This is a genomic window from Mesorhizobium sp. B2-5-13 (assembly GCF_006440535.1).
Classification (GTDB): domain Bacteria; phylum Pseudomonadota; class Alphaproteobacteria; order Rhizobiales; family Rhizobiaceae; genus Mesorhizobium; species Mesorhizobium salmacidum.
The window spans coordinates 136,001-162,877 of record NZ_VFUI01000002.1; the positions used below are offsets into that span (position 1 = coordinate 136,001).

At 64.7% G+C, this 26,877-nt stretch carries 24 protein-coding genes; 10 read left to right on the plus strand and 14 right to left on the minus strand.

Features of this window, described 5'->3' with window-relative positions; translation table 11 throughout:
* Nucleotides 1-73: 73 nt before the first annotated feature.
* Nucleotides 74-1,069 (plus strand): aldo/keto reductase, encoded by a 996-nt coding sequence (locus FJ434_RS03970; protein WP_140748866.1) that lies wholly within the window; start codon nt 74-76, stop codon nt 1,067-1,069.
* A gap of 81 nt (nt 1,070-1,150) precedes the next feature.
* Here the strand turns inward: FJ434_RS03970 and FJ434_RS03975 are convergent, their stop codons facing one another.
* The 7 genes from FJ434_RS03975 to infC form a co-directional block, all read right to left on the minus strand.
* Nucleotides 1,151-1,753, minus strand: coding sequence for a nucleotidyltransferase family protein (locus FJ434_RS03975; protein ID WP_140748869.1), 603 nt, complete (start codon nt 1,751-1,753; stop codon nt 1,151-1,153).
* A 46-nt stretch (nt 1,754-1,799) separates the two neighbouring features.
* Nucleotides 1,800-4,208, minus strand: a complete 2,409-nt coding sequence (gene pheT / locus FJ434_RS03980; RefSeq protein ID WP_140748872.1) for a phenylalanine--tRNA ligase subunit beta — start codon at nt 4,206-4,208, stop codon at nt 1,800-1,802.
* A 43-nt stretch (nt 4,209-4,251) separates the two neighbouring features.
* Entirely contained in the window at nt 4,252-5,304 is a 1,053-nt protein-coding gene (gene pheS / locus FJ434_RS03985) for a phenylalanine--tRNA ligase subunit alpha (protein ID WP_246672882.1), read from the minus strand.
* Between the two features lie 300 nt (nt 5,305-5,604).
* Entirely contained in the window at nt 5,605-6,006 is a 402-nt protein-coding gene (gene rplT, locus FJ434_RS03990; RefSeq protein ID WP_006201247.1) for a 50S ribosomal protein L20, read from the minus strand.
* 92 nt (nt 6,007-6,098) lie between these two features.
* On the minus strand, nt 6,099-6,302 hold the full coding sequence (gene rpmI / locus FJ434_RS03995) for a 50S ribosomal protein L35 (protein WP_006201248.1): 204 nt from the start codon (nt 6,300-6,302) through the stop codon (nt 6,099-6,101).
* Between the two features lie 185 nt (nt 6,303-6,487).
* Nucleotides 6,488-7,114: an isoprenylcysteine carboxylmethyltransferase family protein gene (locus tag FJ434_RS04000; RefSeq protein WP_140748875.1), complete on the minus strand. Its 627-nt coding sequence runs from the start codon at nt 7,112-7,114 to the stop codon at nt 6,488-6,490.
* Between the two features lie 239 nt (nt 7,115-7,353).
* A complete protein-coding gene (infC, locus tag FJ434_RS04005; protein ID WP_010912915.1) occupies nt 7,354-7,890 on the minus strand; it encodes a translation initiation factor IF-3 in 537 nt (178 codons plus the stop codon).
* A gap of 217 nt (nt 7,891-8,107) precedes the next feature.
* Between infC and FJ434_RS04010 the strand changes: the two genes are divergently transcribed.
* The 4 genes from FJ434_RS04010 to FJ434_RS04025 all read left to right on the plus strand — a co-directional run bounded on the left by FJ434_RS04010 (nt 8,108) and on the right by FJ434_RS04025 (nt 11,484).
* On the plus strand, nt 8,108-8,881 hold the full coding sequence (locus FJ434_RS04010; RefSeq protein ID WP_140748878.1) for an alpha/beta hydrolase: 774 nt from the start codon (nt 8,108-8,110) through the stop codon (nt 8,879-8,881).
* Between the two features lie 2 nt (nt 8,882-8,883).
* On the plus strand, nt 8,884-10,068 hold the full coding sequence (locus tag FJ434_RS04015; protein WP_140506894.1) for a benzoate/H(+) symporter BenE family transporter: 1,185 nt from the start codon (nt 8,884-8,886) through the stop codon (nt 10,066-10,068).
* A 75-nt stretch (nt 10,069-10,143) separates the two neighbouring features.
* On the plus strand, nt 10,144-10,626 hold the full coding sequence (locus FJ434_RS04020; RefSeq protein ID WP_027143871.1) for a DUF2852 domain-containing protein: 483 nt from the start codon (nt 10,144-10,146) through the stop codon (nt 10,624-10,626).
* Between the two features lie 99 nt (nt 10,627-10,725).
* The gene (locus FJ434_RS04025; protein WP_027143872.1) at nt 10,726-11,484 is read left to right on the plus strand and encodes a M48 family metallopeptidase; all 759 of its coding nucleotides are present in this window, start codon (nt 10,726-10,728) and stop codon (nt 11,482-11,484) included.
* Nucleotides 11,485-11,559: 75 nt separating this feature from the next.
* Here FJ434_RS04025 and FJ434_RS04030 read toward each other — a convergent pair whose 3' ends face one another.
* Nucleotides 11,560-11,778, minus strand: coding sequence for a hypothetical protein (locus tag FJ434_RS04030; protein WP_140506871.1), 219 nt, complete (start codon nt 11,776-11,778; stop codon nt 11,560-11,562).
* A gap of 112 nt (nt 11,779-11,890) precedes the next feature.
* Here FJ434_RS04030 and FJ434_RS04035 point away from each other — a divergent pair, with 112 nt between their 5' ends.
* From FJ434_RS04035 to FJ434_RS04055, 5 genes are all read left to right on the plus strand, one after another.
* On the plus strand, nt 11,891-12,550 hold the full coding sequence (locus FJ434_RS04035; RefSeq protein ID WP_140748881.1) for a phosphoribosylanthranilate isomerase: 660 nt from the start codon (nt 11,891-11,893) through the stop codon (nt 12,548-12,550).
* A 91-nt stretch (nt 12,551-12,641) separates the two neighbouring features.
* Nucleotides 12,642-13,862, plus strand: a complete 1,221-nt coding sequence (gene trpB / locus FJ434_RS04040) for a tryptophan synthase subunit beta (RefSeq protein ID WP_027143875.1) — start codon at nt 12,642-12,644, stop codon at nt 13,860-13,862.
* 2 nt (nt 13,863-13,864) lie between these two features.
* Nucleotides 13,865-14,704 (plus strand): tryptophan synthase subunit alpha, encoded by an 840-nt coding sequence (gene trpA / locus FJ434_RS04045; protein ID WP_027143876.1) that lies wholly within the window; start codon nt 13,865-13,867, stop codon nt 14,702-14,704.
* A gap of 48 nt (nt 14,705-14,752) precedes the next feature.
* Nucleotides 14,753-15,679, plus strand: coding sequence for an acetyl-CoA carboxylase, carboxyltransferase subunit beta (gene accD / locus FJ434_RS04050; protein WP_140748884.1), 927 nt, complete (start codon nt 14,753-14,755; stop codon nt 15,677-15,679).
* Nucleotides 15,680-15,846: 167 nt separating this feature from the next.
* Nucleotides 15,847-17,172, plus strand: coding sequence for a folylpolyglutamate synthase/dihydrofolate synthase family protein (locus FJ434_RS04055; protein ID WP_140748887.1), 1,326 nt, complete (start codon nt 15,847-15,849; stop codon nt 17,170-17,172).
* 18 nt (nt 17,173-17,190) lie between these two features.
* Here FJ434_RS04055 and FJ434_RS04060 read toward each other — a convergent pair whose 3' ends face one another.
* The 6 genes from FJ434_RS04060 to tsaE all read right to left on the minus strand — a co-directional run bounded on the left by FJ434_RS04060 (nt 17,191) and on the right by tsaE (nt 26,872).
* Entirely contained in the window at nt 17,191-17,472 is a 282-nt protein-coding gene (locus FJ434_RS04060) for a cupin domain-containing protein (RefSeq protein WP_140506860.1), read from the minus strand.
* Nucleotides 17,473-17,603: 131 nt separating this feature from the next.
* Entirely contained in the window at nt 17,604-17,927 is a 324-nt protein-coding gene (trxA, locus tag FJ434_RS04065) for a thioredoxin (protein ID WP_027143880.1), read from the minus strand.
* A 74-nt stretch (nt 17,928-18,001) separates the two neighbouring features.
* Entirely contained in the window at nt 18,002-21,508 is a 3,507-nt protein-coding gene (gene addA / locus FJ434_RS04070; protein WP_140748890.1) for a double-strand break repair helicase AddA, read from the minus strand.
* A complete protein-coding gene (gene addB, locus FJ434_RS04075; protein ID WP_140748892.1) occupies nt 21,505-24,639 on the minus strand; it encodes a double-strand break repair protein AddB in 3,135 nt (1,044 codons plus the stop codon). The genes addA and addB overlap by 4 nt, the downstream gene beginning before the upstream one ends.
* A complete protein-coding gene (locus FJ434_RS04080; RefSeq protein ID WP_140506851.1) occupies nt 24,636-25,364 on the minus strand; it encodes a nucleotidyltransferase family protein in 729 nt (242 codons plus the stop codon). The genes addB and FJ434_RS04080 overlap by 4 nt, the downstream gene beginning before the upstream one ends.
* The gene (gene tsaE, locus FJ434_RS04085) at nt 25,361-26,872 is read right to left on the minus strand and encodes a tRNA (adenosine(37)-N6)-threonylcarbamoyltransferase complex ATPase subunit type 1 TsaE (RefSeq protein ID WP_140506849.1); all 1,512 of its coding nucleotides are present in this window, start codon (nt 26,870-26,872) and stop codon (nt 25,361-25,363) included. Before tsaE ends, FJ434_RS04080 begins: the two co-directional genes overlap by 4 nt.
* Nucleotides 26,873-26,877 lie beyond the last annotated feature (5 nt).

A 26,877-nucleotide genomic window follows, 5' to 3' on the forward strand; every position in this document is an offset into this window, starting at 1 on the left:
GTACGAAGAAGAGCCGATTATCGAACGGACTGCAAGCCGTTATGTCTGCCGCATCACAACAAGGAGATGCGTGATGAAAACTCGCAAGCTAGGAACTGAACTCGAAGTCTTCCCGGTCGGCCTTGGCTGCATGGGCATGAGCTTTGCCTACGGCGGCCAACCAGAAGCCGAGGCGATCGCCACCTTGCACCGCGCCGTCGAGATCGGCGTCAACTTCTTCGACACGGCGGAAGTCTACGGACCCTATGAGAACGAAATCCTGCTCGGCAAGGCGCTGAAATCCGTCCGCGACAAGGTGACGATCGCGACCAAGTTTGGCTTCAAGATTCTTGAAGAAGGCACCGGCATCGACCGCATGGCCGGTGTCGACAGCCGCCCCGAGCATGTCAAGGCTGTCGCAGAGGCCTCGCTGAAGCGGCTCGGCACCGATGTCATCGACCTCTACTACCAGCATCGTGTCGACCCGAACGTGCCGATCGAGGATACGGTCGGCGCCATGGCCGAGCTGGTGCGCGAGGGCAAGGTGCGGGCGCTGGGCCTGTCGGAGGCGAGTGCCGCCACCATCCGCCGGGCACACGCCGTCCACCCGATAGCGGCCGTGCAGAGCGAATATTCGCTGTGGAGCCGCGACCCTGAAGACGAGGTCTTCGCCGTCTGCCGCGAACTCGGCATCGGCTTCGTCCCCTACAGCCCGCTCGGACGCGGTCTGCTCACCGGTACGATCGCCAAGCCGGAGACCCTGAGCGACGACGACTGGCGCCGTGGTCTGCCGCGCTTCCAGGCCGACGCCATGGCCGCCAATGCCAAGGTGATCGCCACGCTGGACAAGATGGCGACCGAAAAGGGCGTCACCTCGGCGCAGCTGGCGCTGGCCTGGGTACTGCACCAGGGCGACTTCATCGTGCCGATCCCGGGTGCGCGAAAAATCCGCCATCTGGAGCAGAACACAGCGGCGGCCGGGATTGAGCTGAGCACGGCCGAGGTGGCATCGATCGGCGATGCGCTGTCGCCCGACAAGGTGATGGGCAAGCGCTATACCGAGGAGCTGCTGGCGCTGGTGGATGGGTAGATAGATAGGCGCGAGGCGCCCCCCTCTGTCCTGCAGGGCAGAGGGGGGCGCTGTCCCGCCGACATTCAAAATTTCCGCCACTCACCACGGCGCAACCGAAATCTCCGGCCAGTTCTCCTTTGCCCGCTTGCCCTTCGTCTCATGCGTCCGCCGGTTATCCATCACTCGGTTCGGTGTGATGCGAAACGAGAAGAGATCGTCGAGCCCGAATGGCGCCACGAGTTCCAATTGCCCATCGCCGCCGTAGCGCACACCGACCGCATGCGTCTTCGAGGCGAAATAGCTGACGGATTCACTGGCACTCGCATAGCGCGGGCAGGGTTGCCCGAACTTCTGCGGATACCAAAGATGCACGCGGGCCTGGTTGCGCACTTCGACCGGCAGCGGCAGTCCCTCGAAATGTGCCGCCGCCCTGCGGATGACGGCGTCCTCGGCGTCATAGGACAGGTCGGAGTCATCGAAATAGAAAAGGTCGATATCCCTGATGCCGTAGCCCGACGGCTTGCCGGTCAGATGGTTCCAGACGCTGTTGTAGAGCGCGCCGGAAACCACCAGCCAATCCGGCAAGGCAAGGTCGCGCACTCGCGCCAGCGTTTCACACAGCAGCGGATCAGCCGCGACGATGTCGAGAAACGCCGCACGCTGTGGCTCAAAAGGAAGCCCGGAATACGCGAGATGGTCCATCGCCCTTTTGAGGGCGATTCGCCACCTGCCCGCAATCCTGAATTCTCTATGCCCTGAGCACGCCGCCCGTCTGCTTGCCGACATTGTCGACGATGCGCCTGGCCAGCGCCTCGAAATCCTCGTCTGTCAGCGTCTTTTCGACCGGCTGGATCGACACTTCGATGGCGATCGACTTCTTGCCCTCGCCGAGTGACGCGCCTTCGAAGATGTCGAAGACCGAGACAGCCGTGATCAGCTTCTTGTCGGCGGCAAGTGCGGCGCGCACCAGCGTGCCGGCCTCGACGGCCCTGTCGACGACGAAGGCGAAATCGCGTTTCACCGCCTGGAAAGCGGACAGCTCCAGCCTGGGCTTGGTCTTCGTCGGCTTGGCCTTCGGCTCGGGCACGGCATCGACGAACACTTCGAAGCCGCATAGCGGTCCGGAGACATCGAGCCCTTCCAGCGTCTTCGGATGGAACTCGCCGAACGTGCCGAGCACGGTCTTTGGACCGAGCTTGATCGTGCCGGAACGGCCGGGGTGATACCAGGCCGGTCCGCCGGCCTCGATCTGCAGCCGGTCGACCGGCGCGCCGCAGGCTTCGAGCGCGGCGATGGCATCGGCCTTTGCGTCGAACACGCCGACTGGGCCGGAATTGCCGGCCCAGTTGCGGCCTGAGCCGTCGAGCTTGGCCGTGCCGCGTCGCACGCCGGCGGCGACGCGTCGCTGCTGGTCGGCGCCATCGCCTTCATAGGTGCCCGACACTTCGAACAAGGCAACGTCGCCGATGCCCTTGTCGGCGTTGCGCTGTGCGGCCGAAATCAGCCCCGGCAGGAGCGAGGGCCGCATGTCGGACATGTCGGCTGCGATCGGGTTGGCAAGCTTCAGCGCCGTCTGGCCGCCGCCGAACAACTCGGCGTGCCTGGCGGGAATGAACGACCAGGTAACAGCCTCCATCATGCCGCGCACGGCAAGCGAGCGCTTGGCGGCACGGGTGCGGATCTGCAGCGTCGTGAGGATCTTGCCGTTGACCACGTCATGCGCGCCGAGCGGCTGCGGCGCGATATTGTCGACGCCATGGATGCGCATGACCTCCTCGACCAGGTCGGCTTTGCCGTCGACATCGGGACGCCAGGAGGGCACGGTCACGTCGACGACGTAGCCCGATCCCTGCGCGTGGAAGCCGAGACGCGACAGGATGTCGAGGCTCTCCGCCTTCGGCACCTCGATGCCGGTCAGCCGCTTCACTTCCGACAAGGGAAGAGAAACGATCTTCGGCTGATGTCCGGCATATCCGGCCACCTCGGTCTCGGTCGGGGTGCCGCCGCAGAAGTCGATCACCAGCTTCGTCGCCAACTCGATACCCGGCACCATGAATTCGGGATCGACACCGCGCTCGAAACGGTAGCGCGCGTCGGTGATGATGCCGAGTGTGCGGCCGGTGCGGGCCGTGGTGATCGGGTCCCAAAGAGCGGATTCGATCAGCACGTCCGTCGTGTTCTCGTCACAGCCGGAGTGTTCGCCACCCATGATGCCGGCAATGGACTCGACGCCATTGTCGTCCGCGATCACGCACATCTCCGGCGTCAGCGTGTATTCGCGCCCGTCGAGCGCCTGCACCGTTTCGCCATCCTTGGCGCGGCGCACGACGAGATTGCCGGCGACCTTGGCGGCATCGAAGACGTGCAGCGGCCGGCCGCGGTCGAAGGTGACGTAATTGGTGATGTCGACCAGCGCGCTGATCGGTCTGAGCCCAATGGCGATCAGCCGCTGCTGCAGCCATTTCGGCGAGGGGCCATTCTTGACGCCCCTGACCAGCCTGAGCGCGAATCCGGGACAAAGCTCCGGTGCCTCGATCGTCACCTTCACCGGGCACATGCCGCTGCCGACATGCGGCATGATCGCACCGCCGACGAGGCGGCCAAGTCCGCTCGCCGCGAGATCCCTGGCGATGCCGTAGACGCTGGTGGCATCGGGCCGGTTCGGCGTCAAATTGATCTCGATGACCGGATCGTCGAGATGCGCGTAAGCGGCAAAGCTGGTGCCGACCGGCGCATCCTCTGGCAGGTCGATAATGCCATTGTGCTCGTCGGACAGTTCCAGCTCGCGCTCGGAGCACATCATGCCGTGGCTTTCGACGCCCCTGATCTTGCCGACCGTCAGCGTCACGTCGATGCCGGGCACATAGGTGCCGGGCGCGGCGAAGGCGCCGATCAGGCCGGCGCGGGCATTCGGCGCGCCGCACACCACTTGCACCGGCGGCTTGCCGTCGCCGGTATCGACGGTCAGCACCCGCAGCCGGTCGGCATCGGGATGCTGCACCGCCGTCAGCACCTTGGCGATGACGAAGGGCTTCAGGCCCGCCTTGTCGTCGACATGCTCGACCTCGAGGCCGATCGAGGTCAGCCGCTCGACGATCTCGGCCAGCGTGGCGTCGGTTTCAAGGTGATCCTTGAGCCAGGAGAGGGTGAATTTCATTGGATTGTTCCGTAATAGCTGGCAGCAGGAGGCTTCAGGACCGTCACGCGCTCAGGCCTCCGAACAGAGTCGGCATGTCGAGCGGCCGGAAGCCGTAATGCGATAGCCAGCGCACATCGGCGTCGAAGAAGGCGCGCAGATCCGGCATGCCGTATTTCAGCATGGCGATGCGGTCGATGCCCATGCCCCAGGCAAAGCCCTGGTACTCGTCGGGATCGAGCCCGCCGGCCCTGAGCACGTTGGGGTGGACCATGCCGCAGCCGAGGATCTCCATCCAGTCGGAGCCTTCGCCGAAGCGCACTTCGCCTGGCCGCGAGCGGTCGCACTGGATGTCGACCTCGAGGCTCGGCTCGGTGAACGGGAAGAAGGACGGCCGGAAGCGCATCTTGACCTGCGGCACTTCGAAGAAGGCCTTGCAGAACTCTTCCAGCACCCACTTCATGTTGGCGACGTTGGCCGACCTGTCGATCACCAGCCCCTCGACCTGATGAAACATAGGCGAATGGGTGGCGTCGGAATCCTGGCGGTAGGTCTTGCCGGGAATGACGATGCGGATCGGCGGCTTCTGCTTCTCCATGGTACGGATCTGCACCGGCGAGGTGTGGGTGCGCAACAGCTTGCGCTCGCCCTTCTCGTCCGGCTGGAAGAAGAAGGTGTCGTGCATCTCGCGCGCCGGATGGCCTTCCGGGAAATTCAGCGCGGTGAAATTATAGTAGTCGGTCTCGATGTCAGGCCCTTCGGCAATGGCAAAGCCGAGATCGCCGAAGATCGCCGCGATCTCGTCGATGACCTGGCTGATCGGATGGATGCGGCCGCGCTCGGCCGGCGACTGCCGCACCGGCAGCGTCACGTCGACCTTTTCGGCGGCAAGCCGTGCGGCGATCGCCACGTCTTTCAATTCCGCCTTGCGCAAAGCAAGCGCATCGGTGACGCGGTTCTTCAGGCCGTTGATCGCCGGGCCCTTCACCTGCCGTTCCTCGGCGCTCATCGCGCCAAGCGTCTTCAGCATTTCGGAGACCGAACCCTTCTTGCCGAGCGCCGAGACACGCACGGCCTCGATCGACGCCTCGTCGGCGGCCGAGGCGATGTCAGCCATCAGGGAATTTTCGAGTGCATCAAGGCCAATGGTTGCGTCGTTCACGATCAAGCTCGCTGCGTTGGAAATCGCTCTGGACGTGAAAGTCACGTTTGGAGTGAAAGTTCAGGCGTAAGAAAAACCCGCGCCAGCCGTGCCAGCGCGGGTTCCCCAAATCAAGTGTCGAAAGTGCTTGGGAAGCGCTGGGCTCGGAGCCCGATCCCGAAAAGTTGCAGACTTTTCGGAAAAGATCGCGCTCCCCGCTAATTTCCCTGGAGCATGATGTTGTCCAAAAAGTCAGAAACTTTTTGGCATCATGCTCTAGGCGACAGCGCTCTCAAAAGCATTCGGCGTGGTGTTCTTCAGATATTCGAGCGCGACCTTGGCCTTCGCGACCAGGGCGGCGAAAGCCTGCGGCTCGTGGATGGCCATGTCGGACAGGATCTTGCGATCGATCTCGATGCCGGCCTTGTTCAAACCGTCGATGAAGCGGCCATAGGTCAGGCCGTGCTCGTGGGTCGCGGCGTTGATACGCTGGATCCACAGCGCGCGGAACGAGCGCTTGCGGTTCTTGCGGTCGCGATAAGCGTACTGCAGCGACTTTTCCACCGCCTGCTTGGCGATGCGGATGGTGTTCTTGCGGCGGCCGTAGAAGCCTTTCGCGGCTTTCAGGACCTTCTTGTGCTTGGCGTGCGAGGTGACGCCTCTTTTTACGCGTGCCATGTCATGATCTCCTTAAAAGCAATTCCAGGAAAAGTGCTTGCGGTTTTCCGTTCGGAATTGCGTAAAACAAATGCGTGTCCGGACCGAATGCCTTAGAGGCCGTTCGGAAGAAAATTCTTGATGACCTTCTTGCCATCCGGTTCAGCCAGAACCATCGTGCCGCGGGCATTTCGAATGAACTTGTTGGAACGCTTGATCATGCCGTGACGCTTGCCGGCCGCAGCCGACAGGACTTTACCCGTACCTGTGATCTTGAACCGCTTCTTGGCGGCCGATTTGGTCTTCATCTTGGGCATTTTGCTACTCCGTAATGTTGGCGCACGATCGCGCTTCTTGTTCGCTTCAGGCCGACCAAAGCCCGAAAAGCAAATGAAACCGCCACGGCATGCCCTGCCGGGCGGTTTTCTTGGAACGGCGGTGCTATAGATCAAAGATGGCGCGGGCGCAACACCTCAGGCCGTGCGACGCGCGCTGTCCCCGGTCAGGGCAGCCTGAACCACACCGGCAGCATGCCCGACAGCTGCGCGCCGTCGATCAGTTCGAAAGCCGGCAGCGCGATCAGGAACACCAGTCCGTCGAGCAGCGTGGTCAACAGCAGGCGCGGCTTGAAGCTGCCGGTTTCGCCTTCCTGGTAGAGCGAAAGCTTGGGGAAGAAGCGCGGCACGCGCGCCAGATAGTCGGCATACGGTGCGCCGAGCGCTTCCTTGAGGAATTTCTCCTCGCGCAGGATGACGATATGGAAGGCGCCGGCGCACAGAACCGCGAAAAGGATGATGCCGGAGAACGAACCGATCTGCGCGCCGACGCCGGCGGCGGCCACGGTCGAGAACACGTAGAGCGGGTTGCGGGTGATCGAATAGGGCCCGCCAGTGACCACTTCGGAGGATTTGCGCCCGCCTATATAGAGCGTCGCCCAGAGGCGCCCGACGATGCCGAGGAAAATCAACAGCACGCCGAACATCTCGATCGATTCGTGCACCGGCGTGTCCGGCGGGAACGTCGATTGGCCGAACAGCAGTGCCAGAAACAGCACCGCGACGAGCACGGCAAGCACCAGCCGGCGCATCCGCTGGTAGTTGCCCAGCCCGTGTTTGTATTCTGTGTCCAAGTTTGGGTTCCGATCGTCGAGGAGCTTAGCCGGCGATCGCAGCTCTAGCCAGGAATAGGCGTCCCGCCGGTCGTCGGGACGCCCTGTAGCACAATTCAGGCGGATTTTAGCGCGATGACTAGACCTGACGTCATCGTGATCCAAGCGGGTTCCGCAAAAGCGTTCACGGTTTGCGGTGAGAACCCGCGACAACCATGGAAACTATGCAGACGACGCGTTGCGAAGCGAGCGGAGCCTGCTTAGCGCGGCGCCAGCACCATCATCATCTGGCGGCCTTCGAGCTTCGGCTCGGCTTCCACCTTGGCGATGGTCGCCACCTCCTCGCGCACCTTGTTCAGAAGCTGCATGCCGAGTTCCATATGCGCCATCTCGCGGCCGCGGAAGCGCAGCGTCAGCTTGACCTTGTCGCCTTCCTCGAAGAAGCGGCGGACCGCCTTCATCTTGGTCTCGTAGTCATGGCTGTCGATGTTCGGGCGCATCTTGATCTCCTTGATCTCGATGACCTTCTGGTTCTTGCGCGCCTCGGCCGCCTTCTTCTGGTTGGCGTATTTCAATTTGCCGAGATCGAGGATTTTTACAACGGGCGGCACCGCGTTGGGCGATATTTCAACCAGATCGAGCCCGGCCTCTTCGGCGAGCAGCAATGCGTCGTTGATGGAAACATCGCCGCGGTTCTGGCCTTCGGCGTCGATAAGCTGGACCCGGGGAACCCGGATATCACGGTTGGAGCGCGGCCCATCCTTGGTCGGCGCCGCTGCTTTGAAAGGTCTGCGAATGGTCGTGGTCTCCTTGGCCGTTTCGTTCGGGGTTCGTACAAATCTGTGTGGACGCGCCAATGTGGGAAGCGCGCGGCGCAAGTCAATAGCACAGCGTTCTCAGGAAATCACCTGATCACGAGCCTGTGCCAAGCAAAGAAACATCGCGAGCACTTTCCGCCTTGCCTCCGGCCGTGCCAAAAGCAGGCGTGAAAAAAACCAGGACCGCCCCACAGCCATGACCGCCGCTCCGATCTTTCTGGATGTTGATGGATCCGATATCGCCGTGCGCCATTCGGCGGGCTCGACGCCCGGCATCGTCTGGCTCGGCGGCTACAAGTCGGACATGTTGGGCACGAAAGCCGAGACGCTGTCGGACTGGGCGGCACGAGAAGGCCGCGCCTTCCTGCGGCACGACTATTCGGGCCATGGCGAATCCGGCGGCGCTTTTGCTGACGGCACGATTTCGACATGGCTTGCGCAAAGCCTTGCGGTTTTCCGGAATTTCGCCAGGGGCGATCAGGTCCTGGTCGGCTCGTCCATGGGTGCCTGGATCGCCCTGCGCATGGTGCAGGAATTGCGCAAGGCGGGCGACACAAGCGTGGTCGGCATGGTGCTGCTGGCGCCGGCGCCGGATTTTACCAGTGAGTTGGTCGAACCCGTGCTGACCAAGGCGCAGAAGCGCGACCTCGCCAAAAAGGGCTACTTCGCGGAGCCGTCGGACTATTCCGCGGAACCCTACATCTACACGAGCGCCCTGATCGAGGATGGCCGCCATAACCGGGTGATGACCGGGCCTATCGACACGCATTGCCCGGTTCACATCTTGCAGGGGCTGGCCGATGCGGACGTGCCGTCGAGCCACGCCTTGAGGCTGGTCAGCCTGCTGCCGGCCGACGATGTCACGCTGTCGCTGATTCCCGACGGCGACCATCGCCTGTCGCGGCCGCAAGATCTCGACATGCTGGTGCGGGCCGTCGGTGACATGGCCGGACGAGGCAGAGGCAGATGACCATGCGCCTTTCCATCCCGGTCTCCGCCTTCGTCGCGGCCATCGTCGGCTTTGGCGGCACGCTGGCCATCGTCATCGCCGCCGCCAAGGCGGTCGGCGCGACGCAGGTCGAGACGGCAAGCGGTGTGACGGCGATCTGTCTGGCCATGACGGTCGAGTGCCTGTGGCTGTCATGGCGCACGAAAATGCCTGTCATCACCGCCTGGTCGACTCCGGGCCTGGCACTGGTCGCCGCCTCGAGTGGCTTTTCGATGGGCGAGGCCGTCGGCGCCTATATCATCACCGGCGTCCTGCTGGTCACGACCGGCCTGTTTGGGCCGCTGACCCGGCTGATATCGAGAATACCGGCTTCGGTCGCTTCCGGCATGCTGGCCGGCATCGTCGTCACCTTCGCCATCAATGCCATGAAAGCCATTCCAGCGGACCCTTGGCTCATCCTGCCGCTGATCGCCGCATTCTTTGTCATCCGGCTGTTCAATCCGGCGCTATCGGTACTGGCGGTGCTGGTTGGCGGTGGCCTTGCCGCCTTCCTTACCGGCCGTGTCGGCGGCTTGCCCGCGCCCGAACTGTCGACACTGACGTTCATTGCTCCCCATTTCACCGCCAAGGCCATTATCGGCCTGGCGCTGCCGCTCTATCTCGTCACCATGGCCTCGCAGAACCTTTCCGGCCTCGCTGTGCTGCGCGCCGCCGGCTACCACCCCGAGCCAGGCCCGCTGATCGGTGTCACCGGCCTATTTTCGCTCTTGTCGGCGCCTTTCGGGGCCGCAACCACCAATCTGGCGGCGATCTCGGCGGCGATATGCACCGGGCCGGACGTCCATCCCGATCCGGCCGAACGCTGGAAGACCGGCCCGTTCTATGCGCTTGCCTATCTGATCTTCGCGATTTTCGGCGCTTCGCTGGTGGCGATCTTCGCCGTCCTGCCGCAGAGCCTGATTGTGCTTGTGGCGGGTCTCGCGCTGATGGCCTCGCTCGCCAACGCGCTGGCGATCGCGCTTAGGGATGAGGATGACCGGATGGCAGCCACCGTCACCTTCGTCGTCACCGCCTCCGGGCTGACGCTGTTCGGCGTCGGTGCGGCATTTTGGGGCCTGATCGCCGGTTTGGCCATGCTTTTCCTCGATATGCTCAAAAAGCGGCAATCATTTCAGAAGCTTGTCCGGTTTTGGCCGACATTGTCTTGAATCGCCGTTTTCGCCTTCCCATTTCGATTCCACGCAGCCGGTTCTGGCTGTCTCCAACCGAAGGAATGGGAGAAAATGAACACATCTGCATTGATCCGCCCGGCCTGGACGCCGGCGACCATCGCGTTGATGGTGATCGGCTTCATGGTGTTCTGGCCGCTCGGCTTCGCCATGCTCGCCTACATCATCTGGGGCGACCGGCTTGAGGGCTTCAAGCGTGACGTCAATCGCGCGACCGACGGCATCTTCGCCGGTTGCCGCCGTGGTTCCGACAAGGCCGCACGCTGGGGCAACGGCTCCGCCCGCACCGGCAACGTCGCTTTCGACGACTGGCGCGAAAAGGAGCTTGAGCGCCTGAACGAAGAGCGCCGCAAGCTCGACGAGATGCTGACGCAGTTCGACGAGTATGCCCGCGAGTTGCGCCGCGCCAAGGATCAGGACGAGTTCGACCGGTTCATGGCCAACCGCAACAAGTCGACCGCGCCGACCAAGACCGATCCGGGCACCGGAACGACCCCCACCAAGCGTGGCAAAGGCTCGAACCTGCTCGACGACTGAGGCCAGGCGACAGGGCCAAGGTGTAATGACGGCGTCGCGCGAGCGGCGCCGTTTCTTTTTTGTTCTATTCGTTTTCCTCGAATCGCGTATCGTCCCGCCATGACCATCGGGTTCTTCCGCAATCTGACGAAGCCCAAACCCACGCCTGCCGTGGAGCGGGAATACTGTGTCGCCGGCCGCACCCTGCCGCTCAAGATCGTCGAGAGCGCCAGGGCAAAACGCCTGACGCTGCGCATCGATTCCGGCGGTCAGGGTCTGCGCATCACCGTGCCGCCGGGCCTGCGCCGCGGCGAGGTGGACAGGTTCCTCGACCGCCACCAGGACTGGCTGGAGCAGCGGCTGGCCAAGGTGCCGACGCGGCCGCAGGTGCGGCCGGGCATCAAGATCCCGGTGCGCGGCGTGCCGCACCGCATCGTCCACGAGCCGTCAAAGCGCGGCACCGTAACCATATCGCGCGACGAGCGCGGTCCGCTGCTGATCGTGCATGGCGAGCGCATCCATCTGCCGCGCCGCATCGCCGATTTCTTGAAGCGCGAGGCCAAGAAGGAGATCGAGAAGCTGGTCGTCAGGCACACCGAGGCGCTCGGCAAGCGCGCCAAGGCGATCCGCTATAAGGACACCTCCAGCCGCTGGGGCTCCTGCACCTCCGAAGGCAATCTCTCCTTCTCCTGGCGCATCATGATGGCGCCGCAGCCGGTCATCAACTACCTCGTTGCACATGAGGTGGCGCATCTCAAGGAGATGAACCACGGGCCGAAATTCTGGAAATTGTGCGAAAAGCTCTGCCCCGACACCGAGCGCTGCAAGGACTGGCTGAAGCGCAATGGCGGCGCCCTGCAGGCGATCGTGTTTGAGTAGGGTGCGGCGGAGTCACCTGGAGTCAGGCGAAGGCTTCGCCACTTCGTCATGTATGGACGGCCCCAGGGAAGGCCGCTAGTCGTCATTCGCCGCATTCAACTCCTCCGGCCGCAGCCCCTCTTCGCCATGATGCGGCCAGGGCAGAAAGTTCCGGTCGAAGGCGTCGCCGCCGAAATAATCCAGCGCCCGATGCGCTTCGGCGCCGTTGAACGCGGCCTTGTCCATCAGATGCGCGATGACCTCGCGCGCCTGCGCGATCTTCTGCTTCAGTTCGGCAACGGTCTGGTCGGCCATGGCTGTGCTCCCGCCTTGCATGCTGTCCATCAATAGGTAGCGCCTTTCACCTTGCCGGCAAACAGCATGCTTTTTCTCGACTCTTGGCGCTTTTCGTGCCAATTCCCGCGCCATGGCGCTCGACATCAAGATCTGCGGTTTGAAAACCGACCAGGCAATGGCCGCGGCCCTGGCCGGCGGCGCCAGCCATGTCGGCTTCATTTTCTTTCCAAAAAGCCCCCGTTACGTCGAGCCGACCGAAGCCGGCCGTCTGCGCGAAGCGGCGCGCGGCAAGGCCTTGGCGGTTGTCGTCACGGTCGATGCCAGCGACGCCGTCCTCGATGAAATCGTGGAGAAGATGCAGCCCGACATGCTGCAACTGCACGGCTCCGAAACCCCCGAGCGGGTGACCGAACTGAAAGCCCGCCATGGGCTGCCGGTGATGAAGGCGTTGCCGCTCAGCGAGGCTGCCGATCTCGACCGGATAAGGTCGTTCATCGGCGTTGCCGACCGCTTCCTGTTCGATGCCAAGCCGCCCAAGGGCTCCGAGTTGCCGGGCGGCAACGGCGTCGCCTTCGACTGGCGCATCCTCGCCGGCCTTGACGCCGGGATCGATTACATGCTTTCCGGTGGGCTCAACGCCGCCAATATCGGCGATGCCCTTCGGCTTGCCAATCCGCCCGCAATAGACATTTCGTCGGGCGTGGAAAGTGTGCCGGGCGTCAAGGATCCGGCGCTGATCGAACAGTTTTTCCGGGCCGTCAGGGCCGCGCGGGACGACCGCGCCGCCTGAACAAAATTTCGAACCCTGAGCATGTCCCGGAAAAGTGGGAACCGGTTTTCCGACAGGGACATGCTCAAAGTACAGATCTAGGAGATCGGCGATGAACAAGCCGGCGACACCCAATTCCTTCCGCACCGGACCCGACGAACAGGGCATGTTCGGCATTTTCGGCGGTCGCTTCGTCGCCGAAACGCTGATGCCGCTGATCCTCGACCTGGAGAAGAACTGGAACGAGGTCAAGAACGATCCGGACTTCAGGGCTGAGTTGACCGACTTGTCGACCCACTATGCCGGGCGGCCCTCGAAGCTCTATTTCGCCGAAGGCCTGACGAAGCATCTTGGCGGCGCGAAAGTCTATTTCAAGCGCGAGGACCTGAACCACACCGGCTCGCACAAGATCAACAATTGCCTCGGCCAGATCCTGCTGGCCAAGCGCATGGGCAAGAAGCGCATCATCGCCGAGACGGGCGCCGGCCAGCATGGCGTGGCCTCCGCGACCGTCGCCGCCCGCTTCGGCTTTCCCTGCGTCGTCTATATGGGCGCGACCGACGTTGCCCGGCAAAGCCCCAATGTCTTCCGCATGAAGCTGCTCGGCGCCGAAGTGCGGCCGGTGACCGCGGGCCACGGCACACTGAAGGACGCCATGAACGAAGCCCTTCGTGACTGGGTGACCAATGTCGAGGACACCTATTACCTGATCGGCACCGCCGCTGGTCCGCACCCCTATCCGGAGCTGGTGCGCGACTTCCAGTCGGTGATCGGTACGGAAGCCCGCGCGCAGATCCTCGAACAGGAGGGACGGCTGCCCGACACCATCATCGCCGCTGTCGGTGGCGGTTCCAACGCCATCGGCATGTTCCATCCCTTCCTCGATGACAAGGACGTTCGCATCATCGGTATCGAAGCGGGCGGGCGCGGCCTCGACGGCATCGAGCATTGCGCTTCGATGAATGCCGGTTCTCCCGGTGTGCTGCACGGCAACCGCACCTATCTCCTGCAGAACGCCGACGGCCAGATCATGGACGGCCATTCGATTTCGGCCGGCCTCGATTATCCCGGCGTCGGTCCGGAGCATTCCTGGCTGCGCGACTCGGGCCGTGTCGAGTATGTGCCTATTCTCGACGACGAGGCGCTGGAAGCCTTCAAGCTGACGACGCGCGTCGAAGGCATCATCCCGGCGCTGGAATCGGCGCACGCCATCGCTCATGCCGTCAAGATCGTACCCGCCATGGACAAGGACCAGATCGTCATCGTCAACCTGTCCGGCCGTGGCGACAAGGACGTGCACACGGTGGCCTCGATGTTGGGCATGGAGATCTGATCATGGCAACCCGCATCGACCGCCGCATGGCGAAGCTCAGGAACGAAGGCCGTCCGGCGCTCGTCACCTATTTCATGGGTGGCGACCCCGACTATGCAACCTCGCTGTCGATCATGAAGGCGCTGCCGGGCGCCGGTTCAGACGTCATCGAGCTCGGCATGCCGTTTTCCGATCCGATGGCTGACGGCCCGGCGATTCAGGCCGCCGGCCTCAGGGCGCTTAAAGGCGGCCAGACGCTGGTCAAGACGCTGAAGATGGCGTCGGACTTCCGCGCCGGCGACGATGAAACACCGATCGTGCTGATGGGCTACTACAACCCGATCTACATCTACGGCGTCGACCGCTTCCTGAAGGATGCGATTGCCAGCGGCATTGACGGGCTGATCGTCGTCGACCTGCCGCCGGAGATGGATGAGGAACTCTGCATCCCGGCGTTGAAGGCCGGCATCAACTTCATTCGGCTGGCGACGCCGACCACTGACGACAAGCGCCTGCCCAAGGTGCTGCAGAACACGTCCGGCTTCGTCTACTACGTGTCGATGACCGGCATCACCGGCTCGGCGCTTGCCGACACAGGCAAGGTCGCTACGGCGGTCCAGCGTATCAAGGGTCACACCAACCTGCCGGTCTGCGTCGGTTTCGGTGTCAAGACCGCCGAACAGGCGCGCGTCATCGGCGCCAACGCCGACGGCGTGGTCGTGGGCACGGCGATCGTCAATGCGGTTGCCAATGTGCTGGGGCCGAAGGGCGAAAAGACCGCTGATCCGGCCGAGGCGGTCGCCACGCTAGTCAGCGGCCTTGCGCAAGGCGTGCGCTCGGCCCGCCTTGCTGCTGCCGAATAGTTTTCCTACTTCTCTTCCCAACTCTTCGTCAGGACAGGAACCGAAGCGATGAACTGGATCACCAATTACGTTCGCCCGAAGATCAACTCGATGCTCGGCCGGCGTACCGACATGCCCGAGAATCTCTGGATCAAGGATCCCGAGACCGGCGAGATGGTGTTCCACAAGGACCTGGAATCCAACCAGTTCGTCATCCCGTCCTCCGGCCATCATATGAAGATCTCGGCCAAGGAGCGGCTGAAATTCTTCTTTGATGACGGCAAGTACGAGACTCTGGACAATCCCAAGGTCATGCAGGATCCCCTGAAGTTCCGCGACGAGAAACGCTATGTCGACCGGCTGAAGGACGCCAAGGCCAAGACTGGCCTGGAAGACGCCATCATCAATGCGCTGGGGACCGTCGAGGGCCTGCCAGTCGTGGTGACGGCGCAGGATTTCGCTTTCATGGGCGGCTCGCTCGGCATGGCGGCGGGTGACGCCATCGTGCATGGCTTCGAGGTCGCCTTGCAGCGCAAGCGACCGCTGATCCTATTCGCCGCTTCCGGTGGCGCCCGCATGCAGGAAGGTATCCTGTCGCTGATGCAGCTGCCGCGCACCACGGTCGGTGTCGACCGGCTGAAGGAAGCCGGCCTTCCCTACATCGTCGTGCTGACCAACCCGACCACCGGCGGCGTCACCGCCTCCTACGCCATGCTGGGCGATGTGCACATCGCCGAGCCAGGAGCGTTGATCGGTTTTGCCGGTCCGCGCGTCATCGAGCAGACCATCCGCGAGAAATTGCCGGACGGCTTTCAACGCTCCGAATATCTGATGGAGCACGGCATGGTAGACATGGTGGTGTCCAGGCTGGAAATGCGCCAGACGATCGCGCGGCTTTTGAAAATGCTGCTCAAGATGCCCGAGGAGCAAAAGCCACTGGAACCGGAAATCATGCCGCCGGCCGTGCTTACCGCCGAAGCCCGGCCGCAAGCTTGACGCTACATGGCCGGCCGCGACACCGGCCTGACGTGAGACTGGCCTGACGCGACATTGGCCGCCGCGGACAGCGATTGCGCAGCATCCGTGGCGCGCTGTAGCTTTTTGATAGCCGTGGTCATTGCGGGAGCGATTCTGGCTCTCGGGCCATGCGCCGGGATTGTGCCATGACGACGCTTGCCGCCGACCGCGAAATCGAAGCCCTGATGGCGCTTCACCCGAAAGGCTTTGACCTTTCGCTCGACCGCATCACGCGGCTTCTGGAGCGGCTGGGCAACCCGCAGGACCTGCTGCCGCCGGTCATCCACATCGCCGGCACCAACGGCAAGGGTTCCTGCGCAGCCTTCTCGCGGGCGCTGCTGGAAGCTTCCGGCCGGCTCGTCCACGTCCACACCTCGCCGCATCTGGTCAGCTGGCACGAGCGCTACAGGCTTGCGGCCGAGGGCGGCGGCAGGCTGGTCGACGATGACATCTTCGCCGAGGCCATTGCCCGCGTCGCAAAGGCCAATGGCGGCCAGAAGATTACCGTCTTCGAGATACTCAGCGCTGTCACCTTCGTCCTGTTTTCGGAACATCCGGCCGATGCCGCCATCATCGAGGTCGGTCTTGGCGGCCGCTTCGATGCCACCAATGTCATCGCGCGGCCGGCCGTGTCGGTGATCATGCCGGTCTCGATGGACCATGAGGCCTATCTCGGCGACCGTGTCGAGTTGATCGCCGCCGAAAAGGCCGGCATCATGAAACGCGGCTGCCCGGTGGTCATCGGCGCGCAGGAAAGCGAGACCGCGCTGCAGACGCTGATCGACACCGCAGAGCGGCTGGAATGTCCGACCCTGGTCTATGGCCAGGATTTTCTCGCTTTCGAGGAAAACGGCCGCATGGTCTACCAGGACGATGATGGCCTGATGGACCTGCCATCACCGCGTCTGCCCGGTCGCCACCAATTTGCGAATGCGGCGGCGGCGATCGCCGCGGTCAAGGCCGCCGGTTTCGAGATCAGCCACCGCGCCGCCGAGAAGGCGATGACCAACGTCGCCTGGCCGGGCCGTATGCAGAAGCTGGTGCAGGGCAAGCTGGCGGAACTGGCACCGAAGGGCGCCGACATCTGGCTCGACGGCGGCCACAATCCGGGCGCCGGCGTGGTCGTCGCCGAAGCGCTGGCCGAGCAGGAGGAAAAGAACCCGCGCCCACTGTTCCTCATCTCGGGCATGATCAACACCAAGGACCAGAGCGGCTATTTCCGCGCCTTCAAGGGCCTAGTCAAGCATGTCTACACGGTGCCAGTGAGCCAGAGCGACGCCGGCGTGCCAAACGACGAACTGGCCATCCGCGCCACGGAAGCCGGGCTGACGGCCGAACCGGTAAACTCCGTCGCCAGCGCCCTGATGCTGCTGCGCGATACCTGGGACGGCCCGACGCCGCGCATCCTGATCGGGGGGTCGCTTTACCTGGCCGGCGCGGTCCTGGCCGAAAACGGCACGCCGCCTACCTGAGGTTCGCCTCAGCGCGGTTTACTTCAGCTCGATCTCGATAAAAGCGTACTCGCCCTCATTGGCGCTGATGACGTCGTGTTCGACGCCCTCCTTGCGGAAATAGGGGGAACCTTTCTTCATTTCGGCGAAGGTTTCGCCGTCCTTGGTCACCAGCTTCAGCTTGCCGTCCATCAGCGGCACCACGACATAGTCGTGGCCATGGCGATGCCAGCCGGTATTGTCGCCCGGCTGGAAGCGGTATTCGGTGACGATGACGCGCTCATTGTCGATGAAGACGGTGGCCTTGGCGGATCCGGTCATTTCTCTCTCCTGCTTCTGCTGCCAGCAGAAGACATGGAGAGCCCCGATGTGAGGGCCAGAGCGGCGCACCGATGACGCCAACAAAAAGCCCGGCGCGCTGGCCGGGCTCAATGCATCGAATTCAGATGGTATCAGGCGAGATTGCCATTGACCCAGTGCGACAGCGCGGTCTTGGGCGCGGCGCCTACCTTGATGTCGGCCACTTCGCCGCCCTTGAAGATCATCAGCGTCGGGATCGAGCGCACGCCAAACTGGGCGGCAAGCTCGGGATTCTCGTCGATGTTCAGCTTGGCGATCTTGACCTTGGCGCCGAGTTCAGCGGCGATGTCCTCAAGCGCCGGTGCGATCATCTTGCAGGGGCCGCACCACTCCGCCCAGAAATCAACCACGACCGGTACCTGGGCATTGAGCACATCGGCCTGGAAATTGTTCTTGTCGACCTTGACGGTGGTCATGCGGAGATCCTTTCGAAATTTTTTGCCGCACCAAATGTGGTGGTTGTCGCACCCTTCTTCAAGCAGTTCTTGTGTCACGCTCCCGTGAGTCGGGCAAGGGCGTCGTCCATGGCCCGAGCCGGCAGTTCGATCAGCCTTGGCGCTTCGGTGAACAGCAGGGCCGCCGTGATCTCCCGCCCAGGATAAAGCGGCTGCAGCAGGGCGCGATACAGTGCGAGTTGGAGCAGGTAGGCCGGCGGGACTTCGGCCAGGGAAGCTGGTGCGGGCCTGTTGGTCTTGTAGTCGACGATCGAAACCGTATCCGCTGTCACCGCCAACCGGTCGATCTTCCCGGAGATGGAGCGGATTTTGCCCTTGACCGCAAGGCTGCCCATGATCGCGACCTCGGCACGTGACGACGGCGCGAACAGTTGACCGAGGCCGGGCTCGGCAAGGATGGCGACGACCGAGGCCAGAGCCTTTTGGCGCTCGGCTTGCGGCCACGCCGCACCCGTTCGCGAGAGGTAACGCTCTGCCGCACCTTGGCGGTCGCTCTCGGCAATGCCGGGCAACATCTGCAGCAGTTTGTGCAGGGCGAGCCCGCGCAGCACGGCAAAACCCGGCTCGGCATCGGCGTCCAGCACCGGCGAGGCCTTGTCGACCACCGCTCCCTTGCCTTCCTCGATCAGCGCCGAGGCGCCCGACGGCGACAATGGACGCGGCAGGTCCTCGAAAGGCGGCAAGGGCCGGAACAAAGTCGCCGGCAACGGACCGAACGCATCGACCTGCCGCGCCTGCTCGCCCGGGCTTGGCGTAACCGGCGGCAGTTTGGTGACGTGAAAACGGTAGACAGGCTCGCCACCGGCAGGATGCGGACGCTGTTCGCTTTCGGGCGCGCCGCTCAGCGCTCGGCTGACGATCGAATGCCAGGTGCCACTGTTCGGCGCCCGCTTGCTGTGATAGCCGCAGACGATCAACCGGTCCTCGGCGCGCGTCATGCCGACATAGAGCAGCCGGCGGTACTCGTCGTCGGCGAGTTCACGGGCGCGAGCGGCGGCCGTTTTCGAAAAGCCGTTGGCGACGTCGCTCGCCGAACGCCAGAGATAGCCCTTGCCGTCCCAATGTCGACCCGAGCCGTCGAAAGGCATCAGGCGCGGCAAATGCTGGTCGCTGAACGGGGCGGAACCGCCGTCGACCAGGAACACAACCGGCGCCTCCAGGCCCTTGGCCGCGTGCACGGTCATCACCCTGACCTCGTCACGGGTCTGGTCCATCTCGCGTTTGATCTCGGGGCCGGCGTTTTCCAGCGTCGACAGGAAGGCTTCCAACCCGGGCAGGCCGGTCCGCTCCTCGGCAAGGCAGAAGCTCAGGAATTCGTCGAGAATATCGCCGGCTTCCGGCCCGAGCCGCGCGATCATCTTGCGGCGCACGCCATCGCGCGCCAGCAGGGCGGCATAGAACTCGAACACCGGCTTGAAGGCGGCCTCGTCAGCCCAGGCGTCGAGCTGCGCAACGATCGCCGCTAGCGCTTCGCTTTCGCCGGCATGCTGGCGCAGCAATGCCGCCAGCGACACGCCGGGCGGCCTCTGTGCGGCGAGCGTGAACAGCGTCTCCTCCGGCAGGTCGAAGACCGGGCTGCGCAGGACGGCGGCCAGCGACAGGTCGTCCTGCGGCTGGATCAGCAGATGGCCGAGCGCGATCAGGTCCTTGACCGCGATATGTCCGGGCAGGCTCAGCCGGTCGGCGCCGGCAACCGGAATGTCGCGCCGCTTGAGCGCTCGTGTCAACGCGTGGACGAAGCTGTCGCGCTTGCGCACCAGCACGAGCACGTCGCCCGGCCGCAGCCGCTTGCCACGGCCCTCAATGATTTCGCCCTTGCCGATCCAGCCGGCGATGGTGGCCGCGACATTCTCGGCGACGCGCACCGCCGGTGCATGGGCATGGTCGATGGCTTGCGCCCAGTCGTCGGGCTCGTCGACGGCCTCGGCGCCGATCGATGGCCAGACCTCGACATAGCCCGGCGCATCGCTGCGGATCGCCTTATGGTTCAGCGGATCGGGGTCGTGGCTGATGCCGCGCCGCACGATGGGATCGGCAAAGACGCGGTCGACGGCGGCCAGCACATCGTCCGTGGAGCGGAACGACCAGGTCAGCTTAAGGTCGGCGAAGGACGCCTCGGCGTCGCGCACCCGTCGGGCGAACAACAACCGGCTGTCGGCGAAAGAATCCGGTGCCGCGCCCTGGAAGGAGTAGATCGACTGCTTCTCGTCGCCGACGGCGAAGATCGTGCGGTGGACCCGTTCGCGGGCGCCCAAGCCGGCAAAGAATTCTTCCGCCAGCCGCTTCACCACCTCCCATTGATCCGGGCTGGTGTCCTGCGCTTCGTCGAGCAGTATGTGGTCGATGCCCTGGTCGAGCTTGTACTGCACCCAAGGGCCGGCATCGGGCCGCGCCAAGAGGTTTACCGTACGGGTGATCAGGTCGTTGAAGTCGAGAAAGCCGCGGCTGCGTTTCAACACTTCGTAGCGCGCGATCAACCAATCGGCGATGGTCAGCGCCGCGCGTGTGCCTTCCAGCATCCTGAACAGCGCCAGCCGGTCGACGGTCTCCATGATGGCGCTGGCCGCCGAGAGATAGCGCCCGGCGAGATCTGGCAGCCGGTCGGTCAGCGCCTTCTTGAAGGCCTTCGCCGGGTCGTAGGGATCGCCATCGGTCTTGAGGAAGGCTCTTGCCAGCAACTGCAGCCGGCGAACGGGGTCGCTCTCGGCGAAGGCTAGGCGCGCATAAGGCAGGATGTTGTTCAGCGCCGATCTGGCGTCGGTGGCTTCGGCGGCCTGGGCAAAGCCGGCAAAATAGTCCGGCAGGAAGCCGGGCAGCGGCCATATCGATGCCGCTATGCCTTCGGCGGCCTGGCCGGGCTGGAAATGGAATTCATCGAACAAGGGCTGGAAGCCGTCACGCCCGACAGCATCGAGGAAATGGCGCAACCCGTCGCGCTTGCGCACGATTTCGCCGAGCAACGCGTCGAGACCGGCCTCGCCCCCACGCTCCAGCACAGTGGCGAAGGCCTCGGCCAAATTCCTGTCGCCGGCGGCGGAGATCATCTCGCGGCGCGCGGCGGCAAAAAGCGAGGCCTCCATCTGGCTGTCGAGCATTTCGAAATGGGCGGGAATGTTGGCTTCCAGCGGGAACTGATGCAGCACGGATTCGCAGAAAGCGTGGATCGTCTGGATTTTCAGCCCGCCAGGCGTCTCCAGGGCCTCGGCGAACAGGCGGCGGGCTCTGCGCATGGTGTCGCGATCGGGCCGGCGTCCCTCCAACGCCTCGACTTTGGACGCCAGGTCGGCGTCACTGAGCGTCGTCCACTCCGACAGCGTCGAAAAAACCCGGTTCGACATGTTGGCGGCCGCGGCGCGCGTATAGGTCAGGCACAGTATCTTCGACGGGTCGGTGCCGTTGAGCAGCAGCCGGATGACACGCTGGGCAAGCACATGGGTCTTGCCCGATCCCGCATTGGCCGACACCCAGGCGGAATTGCCGGGATCGGCGGCGCGGGCCTGGCTCGAAGCGGTATCGCTCGGGATCGGATAGGCTTCCTTCATGCCTCCCCTCCCTCATCCCCGGCGTCTCCGCCGGCGGACCATTCGAGCACGCGGGCGAGATGGTCGTAGTCGCCATCGGTTTCGCCTTCGCGAAACGGCAGCGCGCGCGACAGATAGCCGGCCGCCGGGTTGGCATAGTGGATCAGCAGTTTCTCCAGCCGCGCCCAGGCTTCCTCGGCGAGATCGGCCGCGGTGCGTGGCTGGCGGTTGTGTTCGAGTATGGATTCCTCGAACACCTCGCCATTCGGCTTCAGCCTGATGAAGGCCAGTTGCGACGGCTCGCGCGTGCCCAGGTCCTTGAACGCGCCACGCCTGAGCAGCGCGCCTTCCAGCGCCAGCTGAGGCGCCAGTAGCGTATGCGCCTGCGCCTTGGACGGCGAGGAGCCGGTCTTGTAGTCCAGAATGTCGGCCATGCCACCGGCCAGCAGATCGACTCGGTCGGCATAGCCGGACAGCGTCACGCCGGACTGTCCGACGCCGGTCTTGCCGGCGCGCTCCTCGGCATGCCGCTGGACCACCGCGTCGGCGCGCGTGCGCTCCCATTCGATGATGTTGGCGGCGAGCTTTTCGAAACGCGGCCACCACACCGCCTCGACATCGGCTGGAAGCGCTGCCTCGGCGAAACAGGCGCGGCCGGCGGCGATGAGCCCGGCCAGCGCGTCCGGCGCGCGCGGGTCCGCCACCTCGGACGAGAAGAGATGCAGGATGGCGTGAAAAAGCGTGCCGCGCTCGGCCGCACCCGGATCGCGGATGAGCGGATCGAGCGGCATCAGGCCGAGGACCCTTCGGGCATAGACGGCGTAGGGGTCGCGGCGCAGCGTCTCGATCTCGGTGACGGAGAAATGCGTTGGACGCATCGAAAGCGGCGGTTTCGGCTGTGGCCGCGGCGCGAAATCCCGCTTCGGCCCGGTGTCGAGCGCGCGCGCCCAGGCAAGCAGCTCATCGCCGCGCCGGCGCAGTGCTGCCGCCTGGTCGTTGCCGATGAAGGTGACCAGCCGCTGCAACCAGCGCGAAGGCACCGCGGGTGCGTCGCCGCCACGCGCCGAGCGCGCCAGCACCACGTGTCTCGCGCTCATGGCCATCTGGAAGTCATGCGCGGCAAGACCGATGCGCCGCTCCGGCGGCTCGAGATCGATGCCGGTCTTCATCAGCCGCGACATGAAGCGGTCGCTCTCCGGCTTGCGCGGCCAGACTCCTTCGTTGAGCCCGCCGATGACCAGCGTATCGACATCCTGCAGCCGCGCCTCGAGTGCACCCCAGATGGCGATGTTCCTGTCGGTGCCTTGCGCCGGCTTGACGGTCTCGGGCGCGATCAGCGCCTCCATCACATCGGGCCATTCGCTCGCCGCGAACGACAGCGAGGCCGAAGCCGCGACCAGCCCGCGCAGCAGTTCGGCGAGCTTTTCGCCGGCGTCGCCGGCGTAAAGTTCGCCAAGGCTGCCATCAGCGGAACGGCCGAGATTCTCCAGGGCAACGACGCTGGCTTCGACCAGCGCGGCAAGGTCAGCTTCCGCCTGGCCGCGAAAGACCGAAAGCGGCGCCAGCGCTTGCTTGAGACGCCCAAGCAAATTCCGCGCGCCTTCGATGGAGCGCACGGTCAGGCGGGCAAACCAGAAGGGCGGTCGGCTATCACCGCCGAGCCCGGTGAGGCGGGCCTCGAAAAGGTCCGGCAGCGAAGCGATGTCGGGGCGGCCGGTGCCGCCGCGCAGCGCCACCAGCTCTACCAGTTCCGCCGCGTGGCGCACATCGGACCTCTCCAGACCAAGGCCGAGTAGTGGATGCTTGAGCAGCGACAACAGGCCGACCGGATCGCCCGGCCGGAACACCGCTTCGAGCGCCAGCCTGAGGAGGTTGGCTGCCGGGGTGTTGGAAAGCGGCGTGCCGCCGGAATCGTCGGCAACGACACCGAAGCGCTTGAGCTCCACGCTGACGCGGCGTGCCAGCGCGCGGTCACCGGTGACGAGCGCCGCTCTCCGGCCCGGTTCTTCGACCGCACGCTTGAGCGCGACGGCGATGGCGACTGCCTCATCGCGCTCGCTGGCCGCTTCGAGCAGCGTCACGTCGGCGAAGGCGCCGGCAATATCGGACGCCGAAAACCCGTTTCGCGTCTCGGCCCACAATTCGGTGGTCTCGGCCGGCCGCAGCGCCTCGCCGACAAGGGCCGCGCGGAGCCCAAGCTTCGGCTCGGCCGCACCGATCTCCTCGACATCGCCGCGTAGCACGCCGATCTTGCCGATCAGCTTCGCCAGGCCGTATTGCGGATGGCCAAGCACGGCTGGACGCGCGCCGGGTGCGACGAGCGCCTGGAAGGAGGCTTCGTCCAGCATCCGGTCGAGCCCGGGCAGTACGATGGCGCCGCCGGAGAGGCCGGCAATGGTCGCAAGCAGCTCCGCCGTGGCGGGGATGGAGCCGGTGGACCCCGCGGCTATGACCGGCCCGGCGGGCGGATTGCGCCGCAGCCGCGCCGCTTCGGCACGGATCAGGGCGCTGCGATGCGCGGCCGGGTTGGAGCGGTCGTTCTCTTCGAGGAATCTGGGCCAGGCATCGGTGACGATGCCGAGGAATTCGAGCGTCACCTGCCACCATCCGGCAAGGTTCCCGCTCACCAGGCCGGCGAGTTTGGCCCAGTCGGTGCCTTCCGTCTCGATCTCGTCCATCAGCCCGGCCAGATCGCGCGCCAGCCAGATCGCGTCGGCGGTGGAGGCCGGGACGACGATCTCCTCGGCGAAGAGGGCCGCGACATGGGCGGGCAGCCGGCGTTTCCACGCCCGCACCAGCGGCGTCAGCAGTAACAGCCGCTCGGTGGCGGCGATGGGTGGCGCGAGATCGATTGCCGCGGTTGGCTCGGCATCGAACGCGGCCTCATCCTCGTCGAATTCGCCCAGCGGTCGGATCACCGGCAGGATCGCCGAACCGCCGCCGCCACGCGCCTTCAGGCTGTCGACGAAGACGCCGCGCAAGGCACGTGCGGCGCGGCGCGTCGGCACATAGATGGTGACATCGGCCAGGGCGAGCGGGTCGCCTTCGAAACGAAACCCGGGGACAAGACGGCCGTCAAGCAGCGCCTCGGCCAGCGTCGGCAGAAACGGCGCTCCGGAGGGAATGGAGAAAACGCGGCTTGAGCCGCTCATTGCGACCCGATGAGTGCACCGGCCACCGCGTCTTCGGCGAGCGGAATGGCATCGGGCGTGCCGACGGTTATCCAGTGGCCATGCATCGGCATGCCGAACAGGCGGCCGCCGGCAATCGCCTTGTCGAAATAGGCATTGATCGAATGCGGTTCGGCTGGTGCGTCCTTGAACAGGCGCGGGTGGATGATCGCGGCGCCGGCATAGATCAAGCCGGCAGGATCGCCTTTTGAACGCCGCAGGGCGCCATCCGGCGCCACCAGGAAATCGGTGCTGCCACAGTGTCCTGTCGCCCGGTGGAGATCCGCCAGCATCAGCAGAATATCCATTTTCGCGCCGTTCCATGCAAGGGCAAGCCGCCCGAGATTGAGCGGGCCGTGGTCGATCCAGAATGTATCGGCGTTGAGGATGTAGAACGGCTCCCGGCCGAGCTCCGGCAGCGCCTTGACGATGCCGCCGGCGGAATCGAGCAGCCGGTCGCTCTCATCGGAAATGACGATGCGCGGCGATCGGCGATCGGCGACATGGGCGACGATCTGTTCGGGAAGATAATGGACATTGACCACCGCCTTGCCGACGCCGGCCGCGGCCAGGCTGTCGAGGCCCCAGTCGAGCAGCGTCTTGCCGGCGATCTGGACCAGCGGCTTGGGGATGGTGTCGGTGATCGGCCGCATGCGCTTGCCGAGCCCGGCGGCAAGAACGATGGCGGTCTTCGGTCTTCTTGTCACAGCGCTCGTTCCTCCAGCAGCCCGTGCGCGCTGTAGAAATCCCGCAGGTCGGCGAGCGCGGGATGCGACAGCGCGCGCCTCAGATAGTCGCGGATGCGCGGCAGGTGCTTGAGATAATAGGGTTTGCCGTCGCGTTTTTCGAGACGCACGAAAATGCCCAGAATCTTGGAATTGCGCTGCGCGGCCATGATTGCATAGGCTTCGAGGAAGCCTGCTTCATCGAAGTCGCCCGCTGCATGACGCGCCGCGAGATAGGCATCGAGCGTCCGCTTCTCGATCTCGGGTGCCATGGTGACGCGGGCGTCCATGGCAAGCGAGGCGACGTCATAGGCGGCGGGCCCGATCAGCGCGTCCTGGACGTCGACGATGCCGAGCCGGTCGAGGCCGGAGCGTTCGCCGCGCCAGATGATGTTGGGCGAGTGGAAGTCGCGCAGCATCAGCGTGTATTCGCTGCCTTGCAGCCGGTCGAGAAGCGCGTCCCATGTCCTGTGGTAGCCGGAACGCAGCGCGTCGCCCGCCGGGCCGCCCGATATCGCCGGCAGGTACCAGTCGATCAGCAAGTCCGCCTCGATCAGCATGGCGTCGCGATCGAAGGGCGGGACGTCATGAACGACGCCGGGAGCGGCCTCCATCCGGTGAGGCCAGGCCTTGCCATGCATCATGGCGAGCAGTTCGGCTGCCGCCTCGTAACGTTCGGCGACCGGCTCGCCATTGTCGGCGAGGAAGCCTTCCGAGCCCAGATGCTCGAGCAGCAGGAAACCTTGGTCGAGGTCCTGCGCGTCGATCCTGGGCACCGCGACCCCGGCGGCTAGCAGCGCACGGTCGATGGCGACGAAGGCGGACACCGACTGCGCGGTGTGGGCGATCACCGCATAGGGTTTGCCGTCGCGCACGGGAGGGCCGAGCACCAGCCGCGGCGAGTTCATCAGCACGCGCGGCGCCTCGCCGGCAAGCGAGACGATCTCGTAGGAGCGGGCCGAGGCATCGCCGATGAAATGCCGGCGCCGCGCTTGCCCCCATCCGGCGCTCTCCAGAAAACCGCGCATGGCCAGCGAGCGCGCGACACGGTCGAAGGTCGCGCCTTGCCCCGACAGTCGGGCCAGCCGGCCCTCGCCATGCTGGACGAGTTCGATCAGCACCGTCGTCCTGGGTAGATAGCCGTCAGCCCGTTCCGGCCATTCGATAAGGGCTGCACCTTGCGCCAGCGCTTCCTCGAAGCCCAGTTCGTCCAACTCGGCCGCCGACGACAGGCGATAGAGGTCGAAATGATGGACCGGGATGCGCGTGTCGTAGCTCTGCACCAGGGTGAAGGTCGGGCTCGGCACTTCGAGACCGGCATCGTCGGCCAGCGTCCGGATGAGCGCTCTTGCCAGCGTCGACTTGCCGGCGCCGAGATCGCCCTTGAGCGCCAGCACGTCGCCCACGCGCAGAGCCAGCGAAAGATCCTCGCCCAGCCGCGCTGTCTGGGTCTCGTCGGCGAGCAAACGCTCCAGCACCGGTTCCGTCATCGAGC